The organism is Pseudomonas sp. GW822-FHT05A08 (genome assembly GCF_058800485.1).
The window spans coordinates 334,475-354,350 of sequence record NZ_CM179511.1; the positions used below are offsets into that span (position 1 = coordinate 334,475).

The window sequence follows — 19,876 nt, forward strand, 5'->3', positions numbered from 1 at the left end:
ATCCAATGATGCCGGCCGCTCGCGAACCCCTACGCAGTTGGTTCTATCGCCCCTGGCTGTTGGCGATGTGTGCGGCTGTGTTGAGTGCGGCCCTGCTGCTGGCGGCGAGCCTGGGCATTGCGATGCACGAGGCGCAACTGCGCGAAAGCGAGCAGATGAATGCCCAGGGCCAACGTTTTCTCGAACGCCTGGAGCAACTGTTCGGTCAGTTGCGTGAAGGCCTGGACGTACTCGAGGCGCAGCCCCTGCGCGGATGCAGCCCCGAGATGGTCGTGACCCTGCAGCAGATCAGCTTCAGTTACCGCTTCATTTATGAAGCGGCCTATATCGATTCAGCCCAGGCCTGCACCAACTGGCCGCTCCAGGACAACCTGGCCGTGATGCGACCGCCGGATATCCGCGGCCCGACCTACAGCTACTGGCTGAACACTTCTACCGAACCCAATGAAAACCGCGCGGCGCTGATGCTCGGGCGCGGTAACTTCCGCGTGGCGACGTCTCGCGGGCACCTGACCGATATGGTCGACCTGCCTGCCAACAGCAGCCTGATGGTGGTTCTCGACCATGGCTCGCGGGCCATCCCGGTGCTGGGGCCGGCGCTGGAGTGGCCGCCGACCGAACCGTGGCCGCCCACGGGACGCAGCCCGTTGCTGGTGACCCAGGACCAATTGATCTACCGGATGCCCACCAGCAATCCGGAGTATCAGATGGTGCTCGTCACCCCCCGCACCAACATGCGCCGAGAAATCTTCGAGGGGTGGTGGTGGCTGCTGCCCAGCAGCCTGGTGCTGGCGGTCTTCATCGGTGGCCTGGCCTTTCAGCTGGCCGGGCAGCGCCAATCCCTGGGCGCCGAATTGCAGGGGGCGCTGCGCCGCGGTGAGCTGCAGGTGCTGTATCAACCCATCTTCGATCTGCGCACGCGCCAGTGTGTCGGCGCCGAGGCCCTGCTGCGCTGGCGCCGTCCGGACGGCACCCTGACCAGCCCGGACCTGTTCATTCCCATGGCGGAGAATACCGGGCAGATCCGCCCGATCACCGATTTTGTCCTGCAACGCCTGCTCGAACAATTGGGGCATCTGTTGCGGGCCAACCCGCAGCTGTACATCTCGGTCAACCTGGCGGCCTGCGATGTCATGGTGCCGCGGATCGGCAAAGTGATGGCGCGCCTGTTGGCGCTGCATCGGGTGGCGGCGCGGCAGATCGCCTTCGAAGTCACCGAGCGCGGGCTGATCGATGTGGTGGTCGCCCGGCATAACCTGCAAGCCTTGCGGGACGTTGGCCATCAGGTGCTGATCGACGATTTCGGCACGGGTTATTGCAGCCTGGCGTACCTGCAGACCCTGCCGGTGGATTACCTGAAGATCGACAAGGCATTCATCGATGCCCTGGGGCATGACGCCGCCAGCAGCGGCGTCGCCCCGCACATCATTCGCATGGCCCATGCCCTGCAGCTCAAGGTGATTGCCGAGGGCATCGAGTTCGAGGATCAGGCGTTGCTGCTGAGCAGCGAGGGCGTGCGTTTTGGCCAGGGCTGGCTGTTCGCCCATGCGCTGAGCGCGGTGCAGTTCATCGACCTGATTACCCGCGGGCGCCGCCTGGGGCCGCGGCGCCTGGATGACGGGGCCTAGCCCCTAGAGGGGCAAGGCCAGATAGAACTGGGTTCCCTGCCCGGGCCGTGAATAGACGCCCATGCGCCCGCCGTGCAGTTGCACGATTTCCTTGCACAGCGCCAGACCCAGGCCGGCCCCGCCTTTCTTGCGTCCGACCTGGACGAAGGGTTCGAAAATCCGCCCCTGTTGCCCGTAGGCGATGCCTTCGCCGTTGTCTTCGACGCTGATGATGACCCGCTCGCCATGCCTACGGGCCTGCAAGCGGATCAAGCCACCCTTGGCGGTATGCCGCAGGGCATTGTCGATCAGGTTGTCCAGCACCCGCTCCAGTTGCATGCGGTCGGCGTGCAACCGCGGCAACGGCGCCTGGAGCTCCACCCGCAGCTCGATGTCCTGCGCTGTGGCTGCGCCGATGAAGCGGTTGCGCGCCTGCTCCAGCAGCTCTTCCAGGGTGCAAGGCGCCAGGGTGAGTTTCTGCAGGCCGTTTTGATAACGCGAGAAGTTCAGCAGGTCGTTGATCAGTTGCATCAGGCGCTGCATTTCTTCGTTGACGGTGTTCAGCAGGTCGGCTTCGCGGGACTCTTCTGGGAAGCGCAGGCGTTCCTGCAACAGGCCGAACGCCATGTGCATGCCGGTGACCGGGGTGCGCAATTCATGGGAGGCACGCAATACGAACTCGCTGCGCACACGTTCGAAGGCTCGTTGCTCGGTGACGTCGTGCAGCACCATCACCGCGCCGAGGATATGCCCCTGGGGATGGCTGACCGGGGTCAGGCTGTAGGTCAGCAGGCGCGATTCGCCATCGACCTCGACGCTGAGGTCTTCCGGCGCCCGTTCCAGGGTGCCGCCGCGCAATACCAGTTGCAGCTGCTCGTCCAGTTCCGGTCGCTGCAGGGCGCTGCCCAGCCCTTGTCCGAGGCGTTCCTCGTCCCAGCCCAGCTGACGTTGGGCTACCGGGTTGAGGTGTTCCAGGTGACCCTGGCGGTCGATCATCAGCAAACCGTCGTCGATGCTGTCGAGCACCGATTGCAGGCGCTGCTGGCCGGCGAGCAGTTCGTCGACATTGGTGGCCTGATGCTCGCGCAGGGCTTGGGCCATGATTCCGAAGCGCCGGGTCAGCAAGTTCATCTCGGCAGCCGAAGACAGGGGCAGGGTCACGTCGAAGTTGCCCTGGCCGATATTGTCGGCGGCCTTGGCCAGCGCTTCGATGGGGCCGCCAAAGCGCCGGGCGATGCCGTGGGCGGTGATGAAGCCGATGATCAGCACGGCCAGCCCGACCAAACCGAGCAGGCCGGCGATCAGCAAGGCGCGATTGCGGGCCTGGTGTTCGATGTCATTGATGTTGTCCAGGGCCTGCTTGTGCTCGCCGATCAAGCCATTGCGCAGGGTATTGAAGCGGTGGGTCAGTTCGGTATTGCCATTGACCCCTGCCGAGCTCCCGTCGGCGCGCTCGAAGGCTTCGAAGAAACGCTGGTAGTCGTCGCGTGCCTGGGTGAAGCCGTTACGCACATTGTTTTGCCGTTCATGCTCGATGCCCTGCTCGAGCAGGGCCAGGTATTCCTGCCTGGAGTCGTCCAGCGCCGTCCGGTCAGGGTTGTGGTTGAGCATGATGAGCAGTTGGTCGCCCAGGGTCTGTCGCAGCTTGAGCCCCAGGTCCAGGGTAATGAAGTTGTTGCGGATCAGCGCTTCCTGGGTCTTGGCCATCTGCATCACGCTGACCAGCCCGAGCAGCAGGCCGAGCAGCGCCACGGTGATCAGCGCCGAGATGCTCAGAAACAGTCTCGTGCGCAGTTTCATCGCTAACTTCATGAGGGGCGGCTCACAGGTTGTACTGTTTGCGTTTGCGGTACAGCGTCGAGGCGTCGATGCCGAGCGTCTTGGCGGCCTGGTCGAGGGTATCGCTGGTGGCCAGCACGGCGCCGATATGGGCTTTCTCCAGCTCGTCCAGGCTCAAGGCAGCGCCGATGCGCGGGGTGTTGTTGGTCGGTTGCTCGGCCATGCCCAGGTGGCTGATCTCCACCTTTTCCTGGGGACAGATGATGCTGGCGCGTTCCACCACGTTGCGCAGCTCGCGGATATTGCCCGGCCAGCGGTAGTTGAGCAGCGCTTCGCGGGCCTCGTCGCTGAAGCCACGGGCGGGACGGGCGTATTCCTTGACGAAGCGCGCCAGGAAACGGTCGGCCAGGGTCAGGATGTCTTCGCTGCGTTCGCGCAGCGGCGGCAGGTGCAGGGTGATCACGTTCAGGCGGTACAGCAGGTCTTCACGGAAGCGTCCGTCGCGCACCATGTCCTCGAGGTTGAGGTTGGTCGCGGCGAGGATGCGCACGTCGGCGCGGCGGGTCACCGGGTCGCCGACCCGCTCGTATTCCTTGTCCTGGATGAACCGCAGCAACTTGGGTTGCAGGGTCAGCGGGAAGTCGCCGATCTCGTCGAGGAACAGCGTGCCGCCGTCAGCCTGGTTGACCCGGCCAAGGGTGCTTTCGCTGGCGCCGGTAAAGGCCCCGCGGCTGTGACCGAACAGCTCGCTCTCCATCAGCTCGGCGTTCAGCGACGGGCAGTTGATGGTGACGCAGGATTTCCTGGCGCGCTTGCTCCAGCCATGAATGGCCCGGGCCAGCTCGCCCTTGCCGGTGCCGGACTCGCCGAGGATCAGGATGTTGGCGTCGGTACCGGCGACCTGGCGGGCGGTTTCCAGCACCACTTTCATCGCCGGACTGTGCGAGTCCAGGCCGTCCTTGGGTTTGCGCACTTCGCCTTCGAGGGCCTCCAGGCGTGCCGAGAGCTGGCGGACTTCCAGCTGCTTGGCGGTCGCCAGGCGCAGTTGATCGGGGCTGCAGGGCTTGACCAGATAGTCGGCGGCACCGGCCTGGATGGCGTCCACCGCGGTATCGACGGCCGAATGGGCGGTGACGATGACCACCCGCATCCAGGGGGCCTGGATGCGCATCTGGGCCAGTACGTCCAGGCCGTTGTCCTCGCCCAGGCGCAGGTCGAGGAAACACAGGTCGAACACCTGGCGTTGCAGCAAGGCATCGGCCTGAGCGGCGCTATTGGCCGTGGCGACGGTGTAGCCCTCGTCTTCCAGGCAGTAACGGAAGGTACGAAGGATCGCGGACTCATCATCTACCAGAAGAATGCGGCCTTGATTTTCCGGTGCTGATTCCATGTCCGAGGCTCCTGAAGTGAGTGATCTTATTTAGTCCCGGAAAAATCGGGCAAGTTGCATGGTTAATTCTGATCGATTTCCAAGCGTGCAGATTAGTTATCTCCGGGGTCTATTGCTAATAGATTGAAAACAATAGGTTTTTTATTGATTTCAGGTCTTGCCCGCAGTCCTTTCCCGATTTCGCCACTGTACTCCATGCATTTTCAACTGCGCTTTTTTCCTCAAGTACCGGGCCGATCGTGCAATTCGCACGGTATCCAGGGCGGCATCGTGCAGGATGGCGTATGGCAAACCTCTCAATATGATTGCAAGTCATTGTTTTTATTAAGTTTGTTCTAATCGTGAAAGCTGGCATGCAGGCTGCAACAACCTGATCAGGCTCGGTTGAACAAGCCGCAGGCACAGCAACAAGCGTTGAGAACAATGACCCCCATGGGAGGAGCTTCCGGATGAAACGCCAACGTCTCGCCCCATTGTCTGTTTCGTCCCTGCATCTGCAGCAGGGATTGTTCGCCAGCCTGGCATTGCTGGTGACCTTGATTGGCGGTCAGCAGTTTTCACGCTGGGAGCAAAGCCAGCAGCAAGAAGCTGTGAGGTTGCCGGTTTCTCATCCCACTCAAACCCACTTCAGTGCAGTCAGCACTCGGTTTGCCGATTCCGCCCCGATGCTTCTGATGGACGTCGACCAGGCTCAGCCTGCCACCGACACGGCTTATCAGGAGCGCTGGGTGTTCTAGGCAGGACAGTCGGTGCGCAACGGCGGGCCGGCTAGGCAGTACCTCTAAATAGAAGCGTAAGGAGAATGACCATGTTGAGCTGGGCAATCACATTCCTGATCATTGCCATCATCGCCGCGGTACTGGGCTTTGGTGGTATCGCGGGCACCGCCACGGGTATCGCCAAGATTCTCTTTGTCGTTTTCCTGGTGATGTTCATCGCTTCCTTCTTCTTTGGCCGTCGTGGTCGAGGTTGAACATGAGCGTTTCTTTGAAAACATTGGCCGCCGCCCTGTTGCTGGGCGGCGCGGCCACGGCGATGGCGGCCAACGACGGTCAGACCCGGGTCAACGAGTTGTTGAACAGTGACCCGCAATACCGTGAAACCTGGCAGGAAGTCGTCGAAAAGGAAGAACGCCTGCCGGAATGGGTGATGAACCTGTCCGGTGACGCGCAGCAGATGAATGCGGTGGAAGAAGACGGCGACAAGTACCTGGTCGGTCCGCTTTGCGAAACCCGCGATACCTGTCGCAACCAGCGCCTGATCGTGGCGTTCAGTTTCGACAAGAAAGACGCCTACGCCATGTTGGTCGAAGTGCCGGCGGGCCTGCCCGCGGACAAGTCGCCGACCCGCCATGCCGAATACCGCTTTCTCGGCAAGCCGGACGCTGGCATGCAGGGCTTGCTCAAGGAACAGCTGAAAAAGGACCCGAACTGGTACTGAGTTGACTGTTCGAAGGTTCGACCATGGAAAGCAAGCGCCCACCCGGGCCTTGCTTTCTGTTGCACCGCCCCGAGGAGGGGCCGCGCATGACCAGGGGGCCGGGACGTTCTGATCGCAACCGGATCGGAGTGACCTAGGGGTACAGGGAGTGCCTCCGCGAGGGCCGGGTCAGGAAAAACTGCGGCGCAAGTTCGCCAGCCGCTCAGGCTTGACGACTTGCGTCGTGTTTGAATGCCACAAACCTTTGTGGCAGAGCGGTGGCCTGCTTTTTCAGGCGGGGGACGCGGCAACCATTCCCAGATATGTGGCCTAACCGTTTCACGGTGTTTCCTTGCGACCGTACATCGAGAAACTTTTGGCTTTTTCCAGATGAGATTTCTGGTTCTAACGTAAGAACTTTCCCTTCTTTCGAAGGTCATTTCGAACCCACTCAAAAACGCTGAATGCCGCCTGAAATGGCCGTTTCACGGCAGATGGTCAGGCAGAAATGTCGCATTCGAACCGGTTGGGACGCCCGTTTCGTTTAGAAAAACTCATGCCGATTCGGCATAGGGTAGGCGTTTACGGCATTAGACGCGCCCCCCTTGCGTCGGAATAGTTGCGCCTTTTTTCGCCTGCAGAGAGCCGTAAATGCTCGCTCGGGGTGACCTTATACGGGGGCCGATGCACAGACTTTTCCGCCATTGAGCGTTCCAGTTCGCGCATCAGCCCGAGTCCAACTGAAGTAAGGGTAATGATATGAAGAAGGCAAAACTAAGCCTCGCCTGGCAGATCCTCATCGGTCTGGTGCTGGGGATTGCAATTGGTGCGCTGCTCAACCATTTCAGTGCCGAAAAAGCCTGGTGGATCAGCAACGTCCTGCAACCTGCGGGCGATATCTTTATCCGCTTGATCAAGATGATCGTGATCCCGATCGTGATCTCCTCGCTGATCGTCGGTATCGCCGGCGTGGGCGACGCGAAGAAACTCGGGCGTATCGGCCTGAAGACCATCATCTACTTCGAAATCGTCACCACCATCGCGATCCTGGTCGGCCTGGTGCTGGCCAACGTGTTCCACCCGGGCGCCGGCATCGACATGAGCACCCTGGGTACCGTGGATATTTCCAAGTACCAGGCGACCGCCGCCGAGGTACAGCATGAACACGCGTTCATCGAAACCATCCTCAACCTGATCCCATCGAACATCTTCGCGGCCATGGCCCGCGGCGAGATGCTGCCGATCATCTTCTTCTCGGTGCTGTTCGGCCTCGGTCTGTCGAGCCTGCAGGCCGACCTGCGCGAGCCGCTGGTGAAGATGTTCCAGGGCGTCTCGGAAAGCATGTTCAAAGTCACCCACATGATCATGAACTACGCCCCGATCGGCGTATTCGCCCTGATCGCGGTGACCGTGGCCAACTTCGGTTTCGCCTCCCTGCTGCCGCTGGCCAAGCTGGTGATCCTGGTTTATGTGGCCATCGCCTTCTTCGCCTTCGTGGTTCTGGGCCTGATCGCTCGCCTGTTCGGCTTCTCGGTGATCAAGCTGATGCGCATCTTCAAGGATGAGCTGGTGCTGGCCTACTCCACCGCCAGTTCGGAAACCGTGCTGCCGCGGGTGATCGAGAAGATGGAAGCCTACGGTGCGCCGAAAGCCATCTGCAGCTTCGTGGTACCGACCGGTTACTCGTTCAACCTCGACGGTTCGACCCTGTACCAGAGCATCGCGGCGATCTTCATCGCCCAGCTGTACGGCATCGACCTGTCGATCAGCCAGCAACTGCTGCTGGTCCTGACCCTGATGGTCACCTCCAAAGGCATCGCCGGCGTGCCGGGCGTGTCCTTCGTGGTGCTGCTGGCGACCCTGGGCAGCGTGGGCATTCCGCTGGAAGGCCTGGCCTTCATCGCCGGTGTCGACCGCATCATGGACATGGCCCGTACCGCGCTGAACGTGATCGGCAACGCCCTGGCGGTCCTGGTCATCGCGCGTTGGGAAGGCATGTACGACGACGCCAAGGGCCAGCGCTACTGGAATTCCCTGCCGCACTGGCGCAGCAAGGAGCCGCTGCCGGCCGGTGAAGTCACCAAAGGCTGACAGCTGTAGCCGTCATCATCGACAAACCCCGGTCAATCCGGGGTTTGTCGTTTCTGTCCGCACCGCTATCATTCGCCGCATCTTCTGGGGGAATAACTGATGCTCAATGGCCTGTGGCTTGGCTTCTTCATCGTGGCGGCCGTTTCAGCGCTGGCGCAGTGGCTGGTCGGCGGTAACGCCGGGATCTTCGCGGCGATGGTGGAAAGCATCTTCGCCATGGCCAAGCTGTCGGTGGAAGTGATGGTGCTGCTGTTCGGCACCCTGACCTTGTGGCTGGGCTTTTTGCGGATCGCCGAAAAGGCCGGGATCGTCGACTGGCTGGCCAAGGCCCTGGGCCCGTTGTTCAGCCGCCTGATGCCGGAAGTGCCGCCCGGCCACCCGGCCATCGGCCTGATCACCCTGAACTTCGCGGCCAATGGCCTGGGGCTGGACAACGCCGCCACGCCGATCGGCCTCAAGGCCATGCGCGCCTTGCAGGACCTCAACCCCAGCGCGACCACGGCGAGCAACGCGCAGATCCTGTTCCTGGTGCTGAACGCCTCGTCCCTGACCCTGCTGCCGGTGACCATCTTCATGTACCGCGCCCAGCAAGGCGCCGCCGACCCGACCCTGGTGTTCCTGCCGATCCTGCTGGCCACCAGCGCCTCGACCCTGGTCGGCCTGCTGTCGGTCGCGGTGATGCAGCGCCTGCGCCTGTGGGACCCGGTGGTACTGGCCTACCTGATCCCGGGTGCCCTGGTCCTGGGTGGCTTCATGGCCTTGCTCGCCACGCTGTCGGCCACCGCGCTGGCGTCGCTGTCGTCGATCCTGGGCAACCTGACCCTGTTCGGCCTGATCATGTTGTTCCTGGTGATTGGCGCGCTGCGCAAGGTCAAGGTCTACGAGGCCTTCGTCGAGGGCGCCAAGGAAGGTTTCGACGTCGCCAAGAACCTGCTGCCGTATCTGGTGGCCATGCTCTGCGCGGTGGGCGTGCTGCGCGCCTCCGGCGCCCTGGACTTCGGCCTGGACGGCATCCGGTATCTGGTGGAATGGGCTGGCTGGGACACACGCTTCGTCGATGCCCTGCCGACGGCCCTGGTCAAACCCTTCTCTGGCAGCGCCGCACGGGCCATGTTGATCGAAACCATGCAGACCCAGGGTGTGGACAGTTTCCCGGCGTTGGCCGCGGCGACGATCCAGGGCAGTACCGAGACCACTTTCTATGTGCTGGCGGTGTACTTCGGCTCGGTCGGCATCCAGCGGGCGCGCCATGCCGTCGGCTGCGCCCTGCTGGCCGAGCTGGCCGGCGTGGTGGCGGCGATTGCGGTGTGCTACTGGTTCTTCGGTTAAGGCTCGGAACGATTCGCGGGCAAGCCTCGCGCCTACCAGGACCATCCTGTAGGCGCGAGGCTTGCCCGCGATGAGGCCATCAGCGCCTGACCAGCTGACTGCCCTGCTTCACCGTCCACTCCACCACCTGCCGGTTCAAGGCGTCTCCGGCCTGGCCAAACCCGGCAACCACCGCCGGCACCTTGGTATCGTTCAGAGGCTGGCGCACTTCGAAGCGCTGGCTGGCCAGGATCTTCTGGTCGTAGCCGCGCACCAGGCGCGCATCCAGGCGGATCACCACCGCCACCGCCTTGCCCTGGTATTCGCTCTGGAATGCCTGCAGGTTGCCGCCCAGTTCGAGATCGGTCTGCACATCGCTGTCGTCGGTGCCCAGCAACTGCACCCGGCCATCGGCGAGGAACCCATCCAGCAGCCGATTGCGCAGCAGCACCGGCGCCGGATCGCTCCAGCGCGCGTCCTTGTAGCTGCTGATCACATCGCCTTGGGGGATCACAGCGATTCTCGCGCTGTTCAAGGCGTCGCTCGCCAGGGGTTTGGTCAGGCGCAGGGACCAGGGCTGCGCGTGGCCCTGAGGCCGGGCTGTGGCGCTCTGGGCCGTGGGCAGGCGATAGATATCCACCGGGTCGGCCTGGGGCAGGATCGAGCAGGCGCCGCTCAAGGCGAATCCGGCGGCCAGGGCCAGCCGGCCGAATGGGCGATAGGCACGCTTCATGGCGTGAACTCCTTGTTCTTGTCACTGCCCAGCAGGTAGCCGCTGGGGTTGGCTTCCAGGCGACGCGAAATGGCCCGCAGCGAGCTCAGGGTATCGCGCAGCTCGCGCACGGCCGGCGCCAGGCCATTGAGGCCCTGGATGCCATTGTTCAGCGAGTCCTGGTTGTCGGTCAGCAGTTTGTTGATGGTGGCGCTGCTCTGTTCCAGCGATTGCATGGCCAGCCCGGCGCTGCCGAATATCTGCTTGCCCTGCTCGTTGAGCAGGCCGTTGGCGTTGCGCATCAGCGCGGTGGTCTGTTCCAGGGTGGCGCTGGCCTGCTTGCCGATGGACGCCAGTTGCTGCATGGCCAGGCGCACGTCGCCGCGCTGTTCGGCGATGGCTCCGGTGGTCTGCTCCAGGTGTTCGAGGGTGTTGCCGATGCGCTCGACGTTCTCTGGCGAGAACATGCTGTTGGCGTTGTGCAGCAGCAGGTTGACGCTGGTCATCAGGTCTTCGCTGTTGTTCAGCAGGCGGGCGATCGGCGATGGCGACGCGACGATCACCGGCAGTTTGCCGTCCTTGCCCAGAAGCGGCTGGCTTTGTGGAGTACCGCCACTGAGCTGGATGATCGAGGTCCCGGTGATGCCGGTCAGGGTCAGCTTGGCCTGGGTATCTTCCTTGATCGGGGTTTCGCCACTCAGGCGGATCCGCGCCAGGACCCGGCGCGGGTCGTTCGGGTCCAGGCGCAGGCTGACCACATCGCCGACCTTGATCCCGCTGTACTGCACGGCGCTGCCTTTGGACAGGCCGCTGACGGCCTCGTTGAAGATGATCTCGTAGTCCTTGAACTCCGTGTCGACGCTGGACTTGGCCAGCCACAGGCCGAACAGCAGGGCGCCGACCACCACAATCACGGTGAACAGGCCGATCAGGACATGATGGGCTCGGGTTTCCATGTCATACCTCGTTGAGCTGTGTAGCGGCCTGATACGCCGCGCGGCCGCGAGGGCCATGGAAGTATTCGTGAATCCAGGCGTCGTCGGTCTCGGCGACCTGGTCGATGGCATCCGCCACCAGCACCTTTTTCTGTGCCAGCACCGCCACCCGGTCGGTGATGGTGTACAGCGTGTCCAGGTCATGGGTAACCAGGAACACGCTCAGGCCCAGGGCGTCACGCAGGGTCAGGATCAATTGGTCGAACGCCGCGGCACCGATCGGGTCGAGGCCGGCGGTGGGTTCGTCGAGAAACAGGATGTCCGGGTCCAGGGCCAGCGCCCGGGCCAGGGCGGCACGCTTGATCATGCCGCCGGACAGCGAGGCCGGGTATTTGTCGGCCGCCGACAGCGGTAGCCCGGCCAGCGCCAGTTTCACCGCCGCCAGGTGCTCGGCGTCGGCGCGGCTCAGGCCGGCATGCTCGATCAGCGGCAGGGCGACGTTTTCGGTCACGGTCAGCGACGAAAACAGCGCGCCCTTCTGGAACAGCACGCCGAAGCGCCGTTCGATCAGCGAGCGCTCATGTTCCGCCAGGCTCGGCAGGTTCTGGCCGAATACCCGCACCGAACCTGCGCTGGGCTGGCGCAGGCCGATGATGCTGCGCAGCAGCACCGACTTGCCGCTGCCCGAACCGCCGACCACCGCGAGGATCTCGCCCTTGTACAGGTCCAGGTCGAGGTTTTCGTGCACGCTCTGCGGGCCGAAGCGATTGCACAGGCTACGGACTTCGATCACCGCCTCGGCGGGCGGACGGGTTGAACGGTTCACCAGCCCATCTCCATGAAGAACAGCGCGGCGACGGCATCGAGGACGATCACCACGAAGATCGATTGCACCACGCTGGAGGTGGTGTGGGCGCCTACGGATTCGGCGCTGCCGCTGACCTTGAAGCCTTCCAGGCAGCCGATGGCGGCGATCAGGAAGGCGAAGATCGGCGCCTTGACCATGCCCACCAGGAAGTGCTGCACGCCGATGTCCGATTGCAGCAAGGCGAGGAACATCGCCGGCGAAATATCCAGCGACAGCGCACAGACCACCCCGCCCCCGACAATCCCCGAGAGCATCGCCAGGAAGGTCAGCATCGGCAGCGCCACCAGCAGTGCCAGGACCCGGGGCAGCACCAGCAGTTCCATCGGGTCCAGGCCCAGGGTGCGGATGGCGTCGATTTCCTCGTTGGCCTTCATCGAGCCGATCTGCGCGGTGAACGCGCTCGCGGTTCGCCCGGCCATGAGGATCGCAGTGAGCAGCACGCCGAACTCACGCAGGAAGGAGAACGCCACCAGGTCCACGGTAAAGATGCTGGCGCCGAAACTCTGCAGCACCGTGGCGCCGAGGAAGGCCACCACGGCGCCCACCAGAAAGGTCAGCAAGGCGACGATGGGCGCGGCGTCGAGGCCGGTCTGCTCGATATGCGCGACCATCGGCGTGATGCGCCAGCGCTTGGGGCGCAGCAGGCCGCGGGCCAGGGTTTCGAGGATCAGGCCGACGAAACCCAGCAGCTTCAGGGTGTCCTGCCAGATGGCGTCGACCGCCTTGCCGATCCGGGTCAGCAACTGGATACCGACCGATATTTCCGGTTCCTTGAGCGGTACGCAGAAATCGGTCAGCGAGCAGTAGACGGTCTGCAGCAGCGCGCGGTCGGCCGAAGACAAGGTGCAGTCGGGGTGTTCGGTGGACTTGCCGAGACGCTCGGAGCCCAGCAGTTCGACCAGCAGCGAGGCGCCCGCGGTATCCAGGGCGCCGAGGCCGTTGAGGTCGATGTGGGTGCTGGCGTCGTACTGTCCGGTGAGCTTTTCGCAGAGGTGCTTGAGCTCGGTGTAATGGACGAGCGTCCAGTCCCCCGCGACTCGCAACCGCGAGGGGGAACTCGACGTATCCAGTTGGGCACTGCCAGCCGTCGTGCTCTGGGTCATAAGCTCCGTGCTTGTATGGTTTTTACGCAGTGCTACGTAATACCACGATCGAGACGACTTTGCCTTGTACTAAGGTGCTGAGTCTTGCCCGTTGGTGCCGGTGATCTTGAAGCGCAGCACGCCGATCACCTGCCCGTCTTCGGTCAGCACCCGGACCTGCCAGCTGCCGGTCGGATCGCCGGGGAAGTTCTGCTTGTGCGACCAGGCGCGGTAGCCCTCCTTGCGCCCGCCGTGGATGTCCAGGGCCACCCGGTCGACCTCTTTACCGTTGAATTGCCAGACGTGATAAATGCGCTCGTCCAGCCCGCGCGGCGCATTGATCGCGGTGTAGGCATACAGCCCGGCGCTGCGCACGTCGTTGGCGCTGACCTCCTTGAGGCTGGCGCCGGGGGTGCGGTCCTGCAACTGGGTGCTGATGGCTTCCTCGGCGATCCACAAGGTCGCCGGCGGAACCCAGGAGCGCAGCAGCCAGCCAGTGCCGCCGATGGCCAGGGTCATGCCCAGCAGCATCAGCGCGCCGCGCAGGTTGCGGATCGGGAAGATCGACGCGAGGCTGGGGAACGACAGCAGCATGGCGATGCCCAGGGCCAGCTTGAAGCTCTGCGCGGTGGTCAGGTGCAGGATGATCGGCAGCGCGGTCAGCAACGCGGCGAACAGCGTCAGGGTGTGCAGGGCGAGGAACAGCCAGCGGCGTGGGGCCAGCCATTTGTAGTACAGCGGGTCGATGATCGAGACCAGCGCCGAGGCGCCCAGCAGGCCGGTGAATACCAGCTGCCCGCTGTTCCAGGCGGTGGTGATGAAGAAGAACGGCAGGACGAAAAACAGGCTTTCCTGGTGAATCATCTGCGTTGCGTAACGCAGCAGCGGCTGGGGGATTTCCCGCTTGAAGATCTTGGTGAACAGCTGGGTCAGGCTGTTTTCCAGCATCAGCCAGATCCAGCTCACCAGCATGATCACGGCGATCCAGGTGGCCAGGCCCTGTTGGCGGTCCACCAGGATGAAACTGCCGACACCGGAAATGAAACCGCCGAGCGCAATGACCCCTGGGTAGCGCTTCATCAGTTCCAGGATGCGCTGCATGTAATGAGTCAGGTTTGGCATTCGGCGATCACACTAGAAAAAATCCCCGACAGAATAACGGTTTAGCATGACAAAAGACGCATCAGGCACGGATTCGTTTGCGATAAGCCCGCCAGCCGAACAGCGCCAGAACAATCAATAGCAGTGCGCCGAGGATCAGCCCGCTCAAGGCCGCATAGCTCAGCAGCGGTTTTTCGATCCGCAGGTAGCCGGGCTGTTCCAGCAGTTGGCGCATGGCCTGGTTGGCCTGCTTCAGGCTGACGGCTTGCAGGCGCTTGGCCGGGTCGCTGAAACGCCCGTCCGCATAGTCGCTCAAGGCGCCCCAGTAGTAGTCCGCCAGGGCGCTATTGCCCTGTACCGCCCAGGCCTGGCGAGCAATGGCGGCCTGTTGCAGACGGGCGAAGGTGGCCGGCTCCAGGCCGTCCTTGAGCAGTTGTGCCTTGAGCTCGTCGATCGCTTGCCGGGCCTCGGGGACGTCCGCGCGCTCCAGGTCGGCATTCAGGCTGAGAAAGCCGACGCCGCCGAACACCTCGCGTTCGCTGTTCGGCCCGTAGGACAGCTCATGCTGCAGGCGCAGTTTCTGGTACAGCGCCCAGTCCAGGTAATCCTTGAGCAGATCGAAGGTTTCATCGTGCTGCCGGTCGAGGGTCGGCTCGGGGAACAGCCAGTGCAGCTTGGCGCTGTCGCCGACCCAGCCGTGGATCAGGCTGCGCTCGGCGGCGGCCGTTTGTTGAATGTCCGGCAGGCCCTGGTGCTCGCTGGGCTCCACCGGTTCCAGCGCGCCGTAGCTGCGTTCCAGGTAGGCCGGCAACAGGCGGTCAAGGTCGCCGACGACGATCAGGGTCATGTTGTTCGGCGCGTACCAGTCCTTGCGCAGCTGCTCCAGCTGTTCCAGGGTCAATTGATCGACCTCGGCCCGTTCGGCGCACTTCAGGCCCAGCTCCACCGCCAGCTGGTTACTGGCGGTATGGCCCAGGTCCTGGCGGTCCAGCCAGCGTTGCAGGTGCGAGTAGTGCCCGCCGTCCTCGCGCTCGACCACCCGTTTCGCCGTTTGCAAGGCAGTGTCGTCGAGTTCGGTGCGGGTCAAGAGGGCCAGCAGCAGGTCCAGCACCTTGCGCTGGTTTTTCGCCGGGACCTCGATGACGAAGGTGGTGTCGGCATTGCTGGTGTAGGCATTCCACTCGCCGCCCAGGGCTTGCATGCGTTCCTCCAGCCCGCCCTCGCCGCTGGCGTCGATGCCGCTGAACAGCAGGTGTTCGAGCACATGCGGCAGTTCCTTGTCGGCGCAGCCGAAGTCGTCCAGCCCTACCCCGACCACCAGGCGAATCGCCACGTGGCCGCGCACGTTGCCCGGCTTGAGCAGCAACTGCAGGCCGTTGGGCAGCATGTAGCCCTCGACCTGGAAGCGATCCAGGGCAAACGAGTGGGCTGATCCGAGCAGCAGACAGGCGAATAACAGGCAACGCATAACGGGCTTCCTTACGACGGGCGTAAGTTCTACAGACTTCGGGTAACTGTGGACGTTCAGGGTGAATGGGTGATGTCAGCCATATCGTCCACGGCAAGCGCGCCGGTTTCGGAGGAACCCAGCACCACATAGGCGCTGCCGCAGAACAGCGAATTCAGGCGCTTCATATCGGCGATCAGTTCCAGATGCAGCGAGCTGGTCTCGATGCTCTGGACGATTTTACGTTGCAGACGGCTGACATGGGCATGGGCCAGGCGACGTTCTTGAGCGCGAAAGCGGCGTTTTTCCCGCAGCAGCTGGCGCGCGCTTTCCGGATCGGCGCTGAGAAACACCGAAAGCCCCAGGCGCAGGTTGGCGATCAGCTGTTCATGCAGGCCGGCCAGTTCTTCCAGGCCGACTTCGGAAAAGGAGCGACGCTGCGCGGTCTTCTGCTGCTGGACCTTGCGCAGCATGCGTTCGATCAGGTCGCTGGCCAGTTTCAGGTTGATCGCCAGTTCGATGATCTCGGCCCAGCGCCGGCTGTCCTGCTCGCCCAGGTCTTCCCGGGGCATCTGCGCCAGGTAGAGTTTGATCGCGTTATAGAGCACTTCGACATCGTCGTTGAGGTTGCGCATTTCCTGGGTGACCGCGGTCTGCTTGCCGTGCAGCACATCGCGCACGGCTTCGAGCATGGTTTCGACCAGGTCGCCGATGCGCAGGGTTTCCCGCGCCGCGTTGGCCAGGGCCAGGCTGGGAGTGGCCAGGGCGGTCGGATCGAGGTGGCGAGGCTTGGCCCGGCCATTGGTTTCCGGGCGTTCCGGCAGCAACCAGGTGCAGACCTTGGCCATCGGCCCGACCGTCGGCAGCAGCACCAGGCAACGCAGGGTGTTGTAGAGCAAGTGGAAACCGATCACCACTTCTTGCGGGCTGAAGTCCAGGCTGTCCATCCAGTGGGCGAGCGGGTCGAGCACCGGAATGATCAGCACCAGGCCGATCAGCTTGTACAGCAGGCTGCCCAGCGCCACCTGGCGGCCGGCGGCGTTCTGCATGTTGGTGCTGAGGAAAGCCAGCACCCCGCTGCCGATGTTGGCGCCGATCACCAGGCCGATGGCCACCGGCAGGCTGATCACGCCGGCGCCGGCCAGGGTCGCGGTGAGCAGCACGGCCGCCAGGCTGGAGTAGGAAATCATGGCGAACAGCGCGCCCATCAGGGCGTCGAGCAGGATGTCGCCGGTCAGCGAGGCGAACAGGACTTTCACGCCCTGGGCATGGGTGATGGGCGCGGCGGCTTCGACGATCAATTGCAGCGCCAGGATAATCAGCCCCAGGCCGATCCCTACCCGCCCGAGCTGGCCGGCGCGGGTCTGTTTGCGCGACAGGAAGAAGATCACCCCGAGAAAGATCAGCAGCGGCGACAGCCAGGACAGGTCGAAGGTCAGTACCCGGGCCATCAGCGCGGTGCCGACGTCGGCGCCGAGCATGGTCGCCAGGGCGGGTGTCAGGGCCATCAGCCCCTGGCCGACGAACGAGGTGACCAGCATCGCCGTGGCGTTGCTGCTCTGGACCATGGCGGTGACCAGGATCCCGGCGATGAAAGCCAACGGACGCTTGGCCATGTTCTGGCCGATCAGGTGGCGCAGGTTCGAGCCATAGACCCGCAGGATGCCGGTGCGGACGATATGCGTGCCCCAGATCAGCAAGGCCACGGCGGACAGCAAATTGAGCAGGGTGAGCATAACGGCCCCCTGTGGTGAATAGCGCCCCAGAGGGGCAAGTTAACGGTGCCGCGCGTTGTTCTACGTTCTGTACTTAAGCTGTAGTTGGCTAACGGTCTGTGCGCCAGCATCGCATAGCTGATGCGGCGATTGAAACAAAACTGTCATAAAGAAAACGACTTTCTGCAGGCGTGAAAAAGGGGCTCGAAAGCCCCTTTTCCTGCTGCGCTCTCGGGTTATTGACCCGGGATGTCCTTGCGCAGTTTCACCGGGTCCTGCTGCTTTTTCTTTTTCGCGATAGCGGTGCGCATCTTGATGTTGATCGCCTCCACCGCCAGCGAGAAGGCCATGGCGAAGTAGACGTAGCCTTTTGGCACGTGCACTTCGAACGCCTCGGCGATCAGTACGGTACCGACCACCAGCAGGAACGACAGCGCCAGCATCTTCAGCGACGGGTGCTTGTCGATGAACTCGCTGATGGTGCCCGAAGCCAGCATCATCACCAGCACCGCGACGATGATCGCCGCGACCATGACCGGTACGTGGGAGACCATGCCGACGGCGGTGATCACCGAGTCCAGGGAGAACACGATGTCGATGATCGCGATCTGGATGATGGTGTAGAGGAAGTTGCCGCCCTTGCCGCCTGGCTCTTCCGCGGTTTCGTCCTCGCCTTCCAGGGAGTGGTACATCTCCTGGGAGCTCTTCCAGAGCAGGAACAGGCCACCGAAGAACAGGATCAGGTCACGCCCGGAAATACCCTGGCCGAAGACCACGAACAGGTCGGCGGTCAGGCGCATGACCCAGGTGATCGACAGCAGCAGGAGGATCCGCGTGATCATGGCCAGCGCCAGACCGAAAATCCGGGTCCGTGCCTGCATGTGCTTGGGCATGCGGCTGACCAGGATCGAGATCATGATGATGTTATCGATACCCAGGACGATTTCCAGGGCGGTCAGGGTAAAGAAGGCAACCCAGATTTCCGGGTTGGTCAGCCATTCCATGTGTATTCCTTTGAGCGAGTGTTGTACCGCGCCAGTCGAGATTTCCGAGAACGAAGTCTAGCGGCCGGCGCGGTGAGTCAATTGCTTTTTATAGAGTGCTGAACAGCGGAAAAATCCCCATCAGCAAGGCGGCGAACATTATGCACAGGCAAACCAGCACTGCCCACTTGAGGGTGAAGCGCTGGTGATCGCCGAACTCGATACCGGCCAGGGCTACCAGCAGGTAGGTGGATGGTACCAGCGGGCTCAGCAAGTGCACGGGCTGGCCGACGATCGAGGCACGTGCCATTTCCACCGCGGTGATGCCGTAGTGACTGGCGGCCTCGGCGAGGACTGGCAACACACCGTAATAGAAGGCGTCGTTGGACATGAAGAAGGTGAACGGCATGCTCACCAGCGCGGTGATCACCGCCAGGTACGGGCCCAGTGCATCCGGAATCACCGCCAGCAGGCTCTTGGACATGGCATCGACCATGCCAGTACCGGACAGGATGCCGGTGAAGATGCCGGCGGCGAAGATCAGCCCGACCACCGCCAGCACGCTGCCGGCATGGGCCGCGACGCGATCCTTCTGCTGTTGCAGGCACGGGTAGTTGACGATCATCGCGATACTGAAGGCCACCATGAACAGCACAGGCAGCGGCAACAGGCCGGCGATCAGTGCGCACATCAGGGCGAAGGTCAGGGCGCCGTTGAACCAGATCAGCTTCGGACGACGAGCATCCGGGAACTGCGAAACGCTGATTTCGCTGTGGTCGATCTCGTCGCCCTGCAGGTGCAGTTCACCCAGGCGCGCACGTTCGCGCTTACCGTACATGTAGGCGATCGCCAGGATTGCCACCACACCGGCCAGCATCGCCGGGATCATCGGCACGAAGATGTCCGACGGATCGACATGCAGCGCACTGGCGGCACGGGCGGTCGGGCCACCCCAGGGGGTCATGTTCATCACGCCGCCGGCCAGGATGATCAGGCCGGCCATGATCCGCGGGCTCATGCCGATGCGGCTGTACAGCGGCAGCATGGCCGCCACACAGATCATGTAGGTGGTGGCGCCGTCACCGTCCAGGGACACCACCAGCGCGAGCACGGCGGTACCAACCGAGACTTTGAGCGGGTCACCCTTGACCAGTTTGAGGATCTTGCGCACGGCCGGGTCGAACAGGCCGGAGTCGATCATCAGGGCGAAATACAGGATGGCGAACATCAGCATCACGCCGGTCGGCGCCAGCTTGGTGATGCCTTCGAGCATCATCGGGCCGATCTTCGGAGCGAAGCCGCCGAACAGCGCGAACAGGATAGGAACGATGATCAGGGCGATCAGCGCGGACAGGCGCTTGGTCATGATCAGGAACATGAAGGTGATGACCATGGCGAAGCCAAGGAAAGTCAGCATGGGAATACTCCAGGCGTAGCGC

The 19,876-nt window shown here is 63.0% G+C and carries 17 protein-coding genes; 6 read left to right on the forward strand and 11 right to left on the reverse strand.

Going from position 1 to position 19,876, the window contains the following annotated elements:
• Nucleotides 1-5: 5 nt before the first annotated feature.
• The gene (locus AC3RCP_RS01610) at nt 6-1,628 is read left to right on the forward strand and encodes an EAL domain-containing protein (RefSeq protein WP_007924284.1); all 1,623 of its coding nucleotides are present in this window, start codon (nt 6-8) and stop codon (nt 1,626-1,628) included.
• 3 nt (nt 1,629-1,631) lie between these two features.
• Here AC3RCP_RS01610 and AC3RCP_RS01615 read toward each other — a convergent pair whose 3' ends face one another.
• Complete coding sequence (locus tag AC3RCP_RS01615) at nt 1,632-3,419, reverse strand: KinB sensor domain-containing domain (RefSeq protein WP_007924282.1); 1,788 nt, start codon at nt 3,417-3,419, stop codon at nt 1,632-1,634.
• Nucleotides 3,420-3,429: 10 nt separating this feature from the next.
• Nucleotides 3,430-4,776, reverse strand: coding sequence for a sigma-54-dependent response regulator transcription factor AlgB (gene algB, locus AC3RCP_RS01620; RefSeq protein ID WP_007924280.1), 1,347 nt, complete (start codon nt 4,774-4,776; stop codon nt 3,430-3,432).
• A 449-nt stretch (nt 4,777-5,225) separates the two neighbouring features.
• On the opposite strand from algB, the gene AC3RCP_RS01625 reads away from it, so the two are divergent.
• From AC3RCP_RS01625 to AC3RCP_RS01645, 5 genes are all read left to right on the forward strand, one after another.
• Nucleotides 5,226-5,513, forward strand: coding sequence for a hypothetical protein (locus AC3RCP_RS01625; protein WP_009041537.1), 288 nt, complete (start codon nt 5,226-5,228; stop codon nt 5,511-5,513).
• A gap of 71 nt (nt 5,514-5,584) precedes the next feature.
• Entirely contained in the window at nt 5,585-5,749 is a 165-nt protein-coding gene (locus tag AC3RCP_RS01630) for a DUF1328 domain-containing protein (RefSeq protein WP_003177151.1), read from the forward strand.
• A 2-nt stretch (nt 5,750-5,751) separates the two neighbouring features.
• Nucleotides 5,752-6,216: an inhibitor of vertebrate lysozyme family protein gene (locus AC3RCP_RS01635; protein WP_007924277.1), complete on the forward strand. Its 465-nt coding sequence runs from the start codon at nt 5,752-5,754 to the stop codon at nt 6,214-6,216.
• A 738-nt stretch (nt 6,217-6,954) separates the two neighbouring features.
• Entirely contained in the window at nt 6,955-8,286 is a 1,332-nt protein-coding gene (gene gltP / locus AC3RCP_RS01640; RefSeq protein ID WP_007924276.1) for a glutamate/aspartate:proton symporter GltP, read from the forward strand.
• A gap of 99 nt (nt 8,287-8,385) precedes the next feature.
• The gene (locus AC3RCP_RS01645; protein WP_492570487.1) at nt 8,386-9,615 is read left to right on the forward strand and encodes a nucleoside recognition domain-containing protein; all 1,230 of its coding nucleotides are present in this window, start codon (nt 8,386-8,388) and stop codon (nt 9,613-9,615) included.
• 79 nt (nt 9,616-9,694) lie between these two features.
• Here AC3RCP_RS01645 and AC3RCP_RS01650 read toward each other — a convergent pair whose 3' ends face one another.
• The 9 genes from AC3RCP_RS01650 to AC3RCP_RS01690 form a co-directional block, all read right to left on the reverse strand.
• Nucleotides 9,695-10,327, reverse strand: a complete 633-nt coding sequence (locus AC3RCP_RS01650) for an ABC-type transport auxiliary lipoprotein family protein (protein WP_062824096.1) — start codon at nt 10,325-10,327, stop codon at nt 9,695-9,697.
• Nucleotides 10,324-11,262, reverse strand: coding sequence for an MlaD family protein (locus tag AC3RCP_RS01655; protein WP_101336401.1), 939 nt, complete (start codon nt 11,260-11,262; stop codon nt 10,324-10,326). Before AC3RCP_RS01655 ends, AC3RCP_RS01650 begins: the two co-directional genes overlap by 4 nt.
• A gap of 1 nt (nt 11,263) precedes the next feature.
• A complete protein-coding gene (locus AC3RCP_RS01660; RefSeq protein WP_492570486.1) occupies nt 11,264-12,067 on the reverse strand; it encodes an ABC transporter ATP-binding protein in 804 nt (267 codons plus the stop codon).
• Entirely contained in the window at nt 12,064-13,212 is a 1,149-nt protein-coding gene (locus tag AC3RCP_RS01665) for an ABC transporter permease (RefSeq protein WP_007924269.1), read from the reverse strand. The genes AC3RCP_RS01660 and AC3RCP_RS01665 overlap by 4 nt, the downstream gene beginning before the upstream one ends.
• Before the next feature lie 69 nt (nt 13,213-13,281).
• Complete coding sequence (locus AC3RCP_RS01670) at nt 13,282-14,313, reverse strand: DUF5924 family protein (RefSeq protein WP_007924268.1); 1,032 nt, start codon at nt 14,311-14,313, stop codon at nt 13,282-13,284.
• Between the two features lie 61 nt (nt 14,314-14,374).
• Nucleotides 14,375-15,760 carry a M16 family metallopeptidase gene (locus AC3RCP_RS01675; protein ID WP_492570485.1) on the reverse strand — a complete coding sequence of 462 codons (1,386 nt, stop codon included), beginning with the start codon at nt 15,758-15,760 and terminating at the stop codon, nt 14,375-14,377.
• A 56-nt stretch (nt 15,761-15,816) separates the two neighbouring features.
• Nucleotides 15,817-17,475 carry a Na/Pi cotransporter family protein gene (locus AC3RCP_RS01680; protein WP_007924264.1) on the reverse strand — a complete coding sequence of 553 codons (1,659 nt, stop codon included), beginning with the start codon at nt 17,473-17,475 and terminating at the stop codon, nt 15,817-15,819.
• A 215-nt stretch (nt 17,476-17,690) separates the two neighbouring features.
• Nucleotides 17,691-18,458 (reverse strand): TerC family protein, encoded by a 768-nt coding sequence (locus AC3RCP_RS01685; RefSeq protein ID WP_007924262.1) that lies wholly within the window; start codon nt 18,456-18,458, stop codon nt 17,691-17,693.
• 88 nt (nt 18,459-18,546) lie between these two features.
• Complete coding sequence (locus AC3RCP_RS01690) at nt 18,547-19,854, reverse strand: CitMHS family transporter (RefSeq protein WP_007924260.1); 1,308 nt, start codon at nt 19,852-19,854, stop codon at nt 18,547-18,549.
• Between the last annotated feature and the right edge of the window lie 22 nt (nt 19,855-19,876).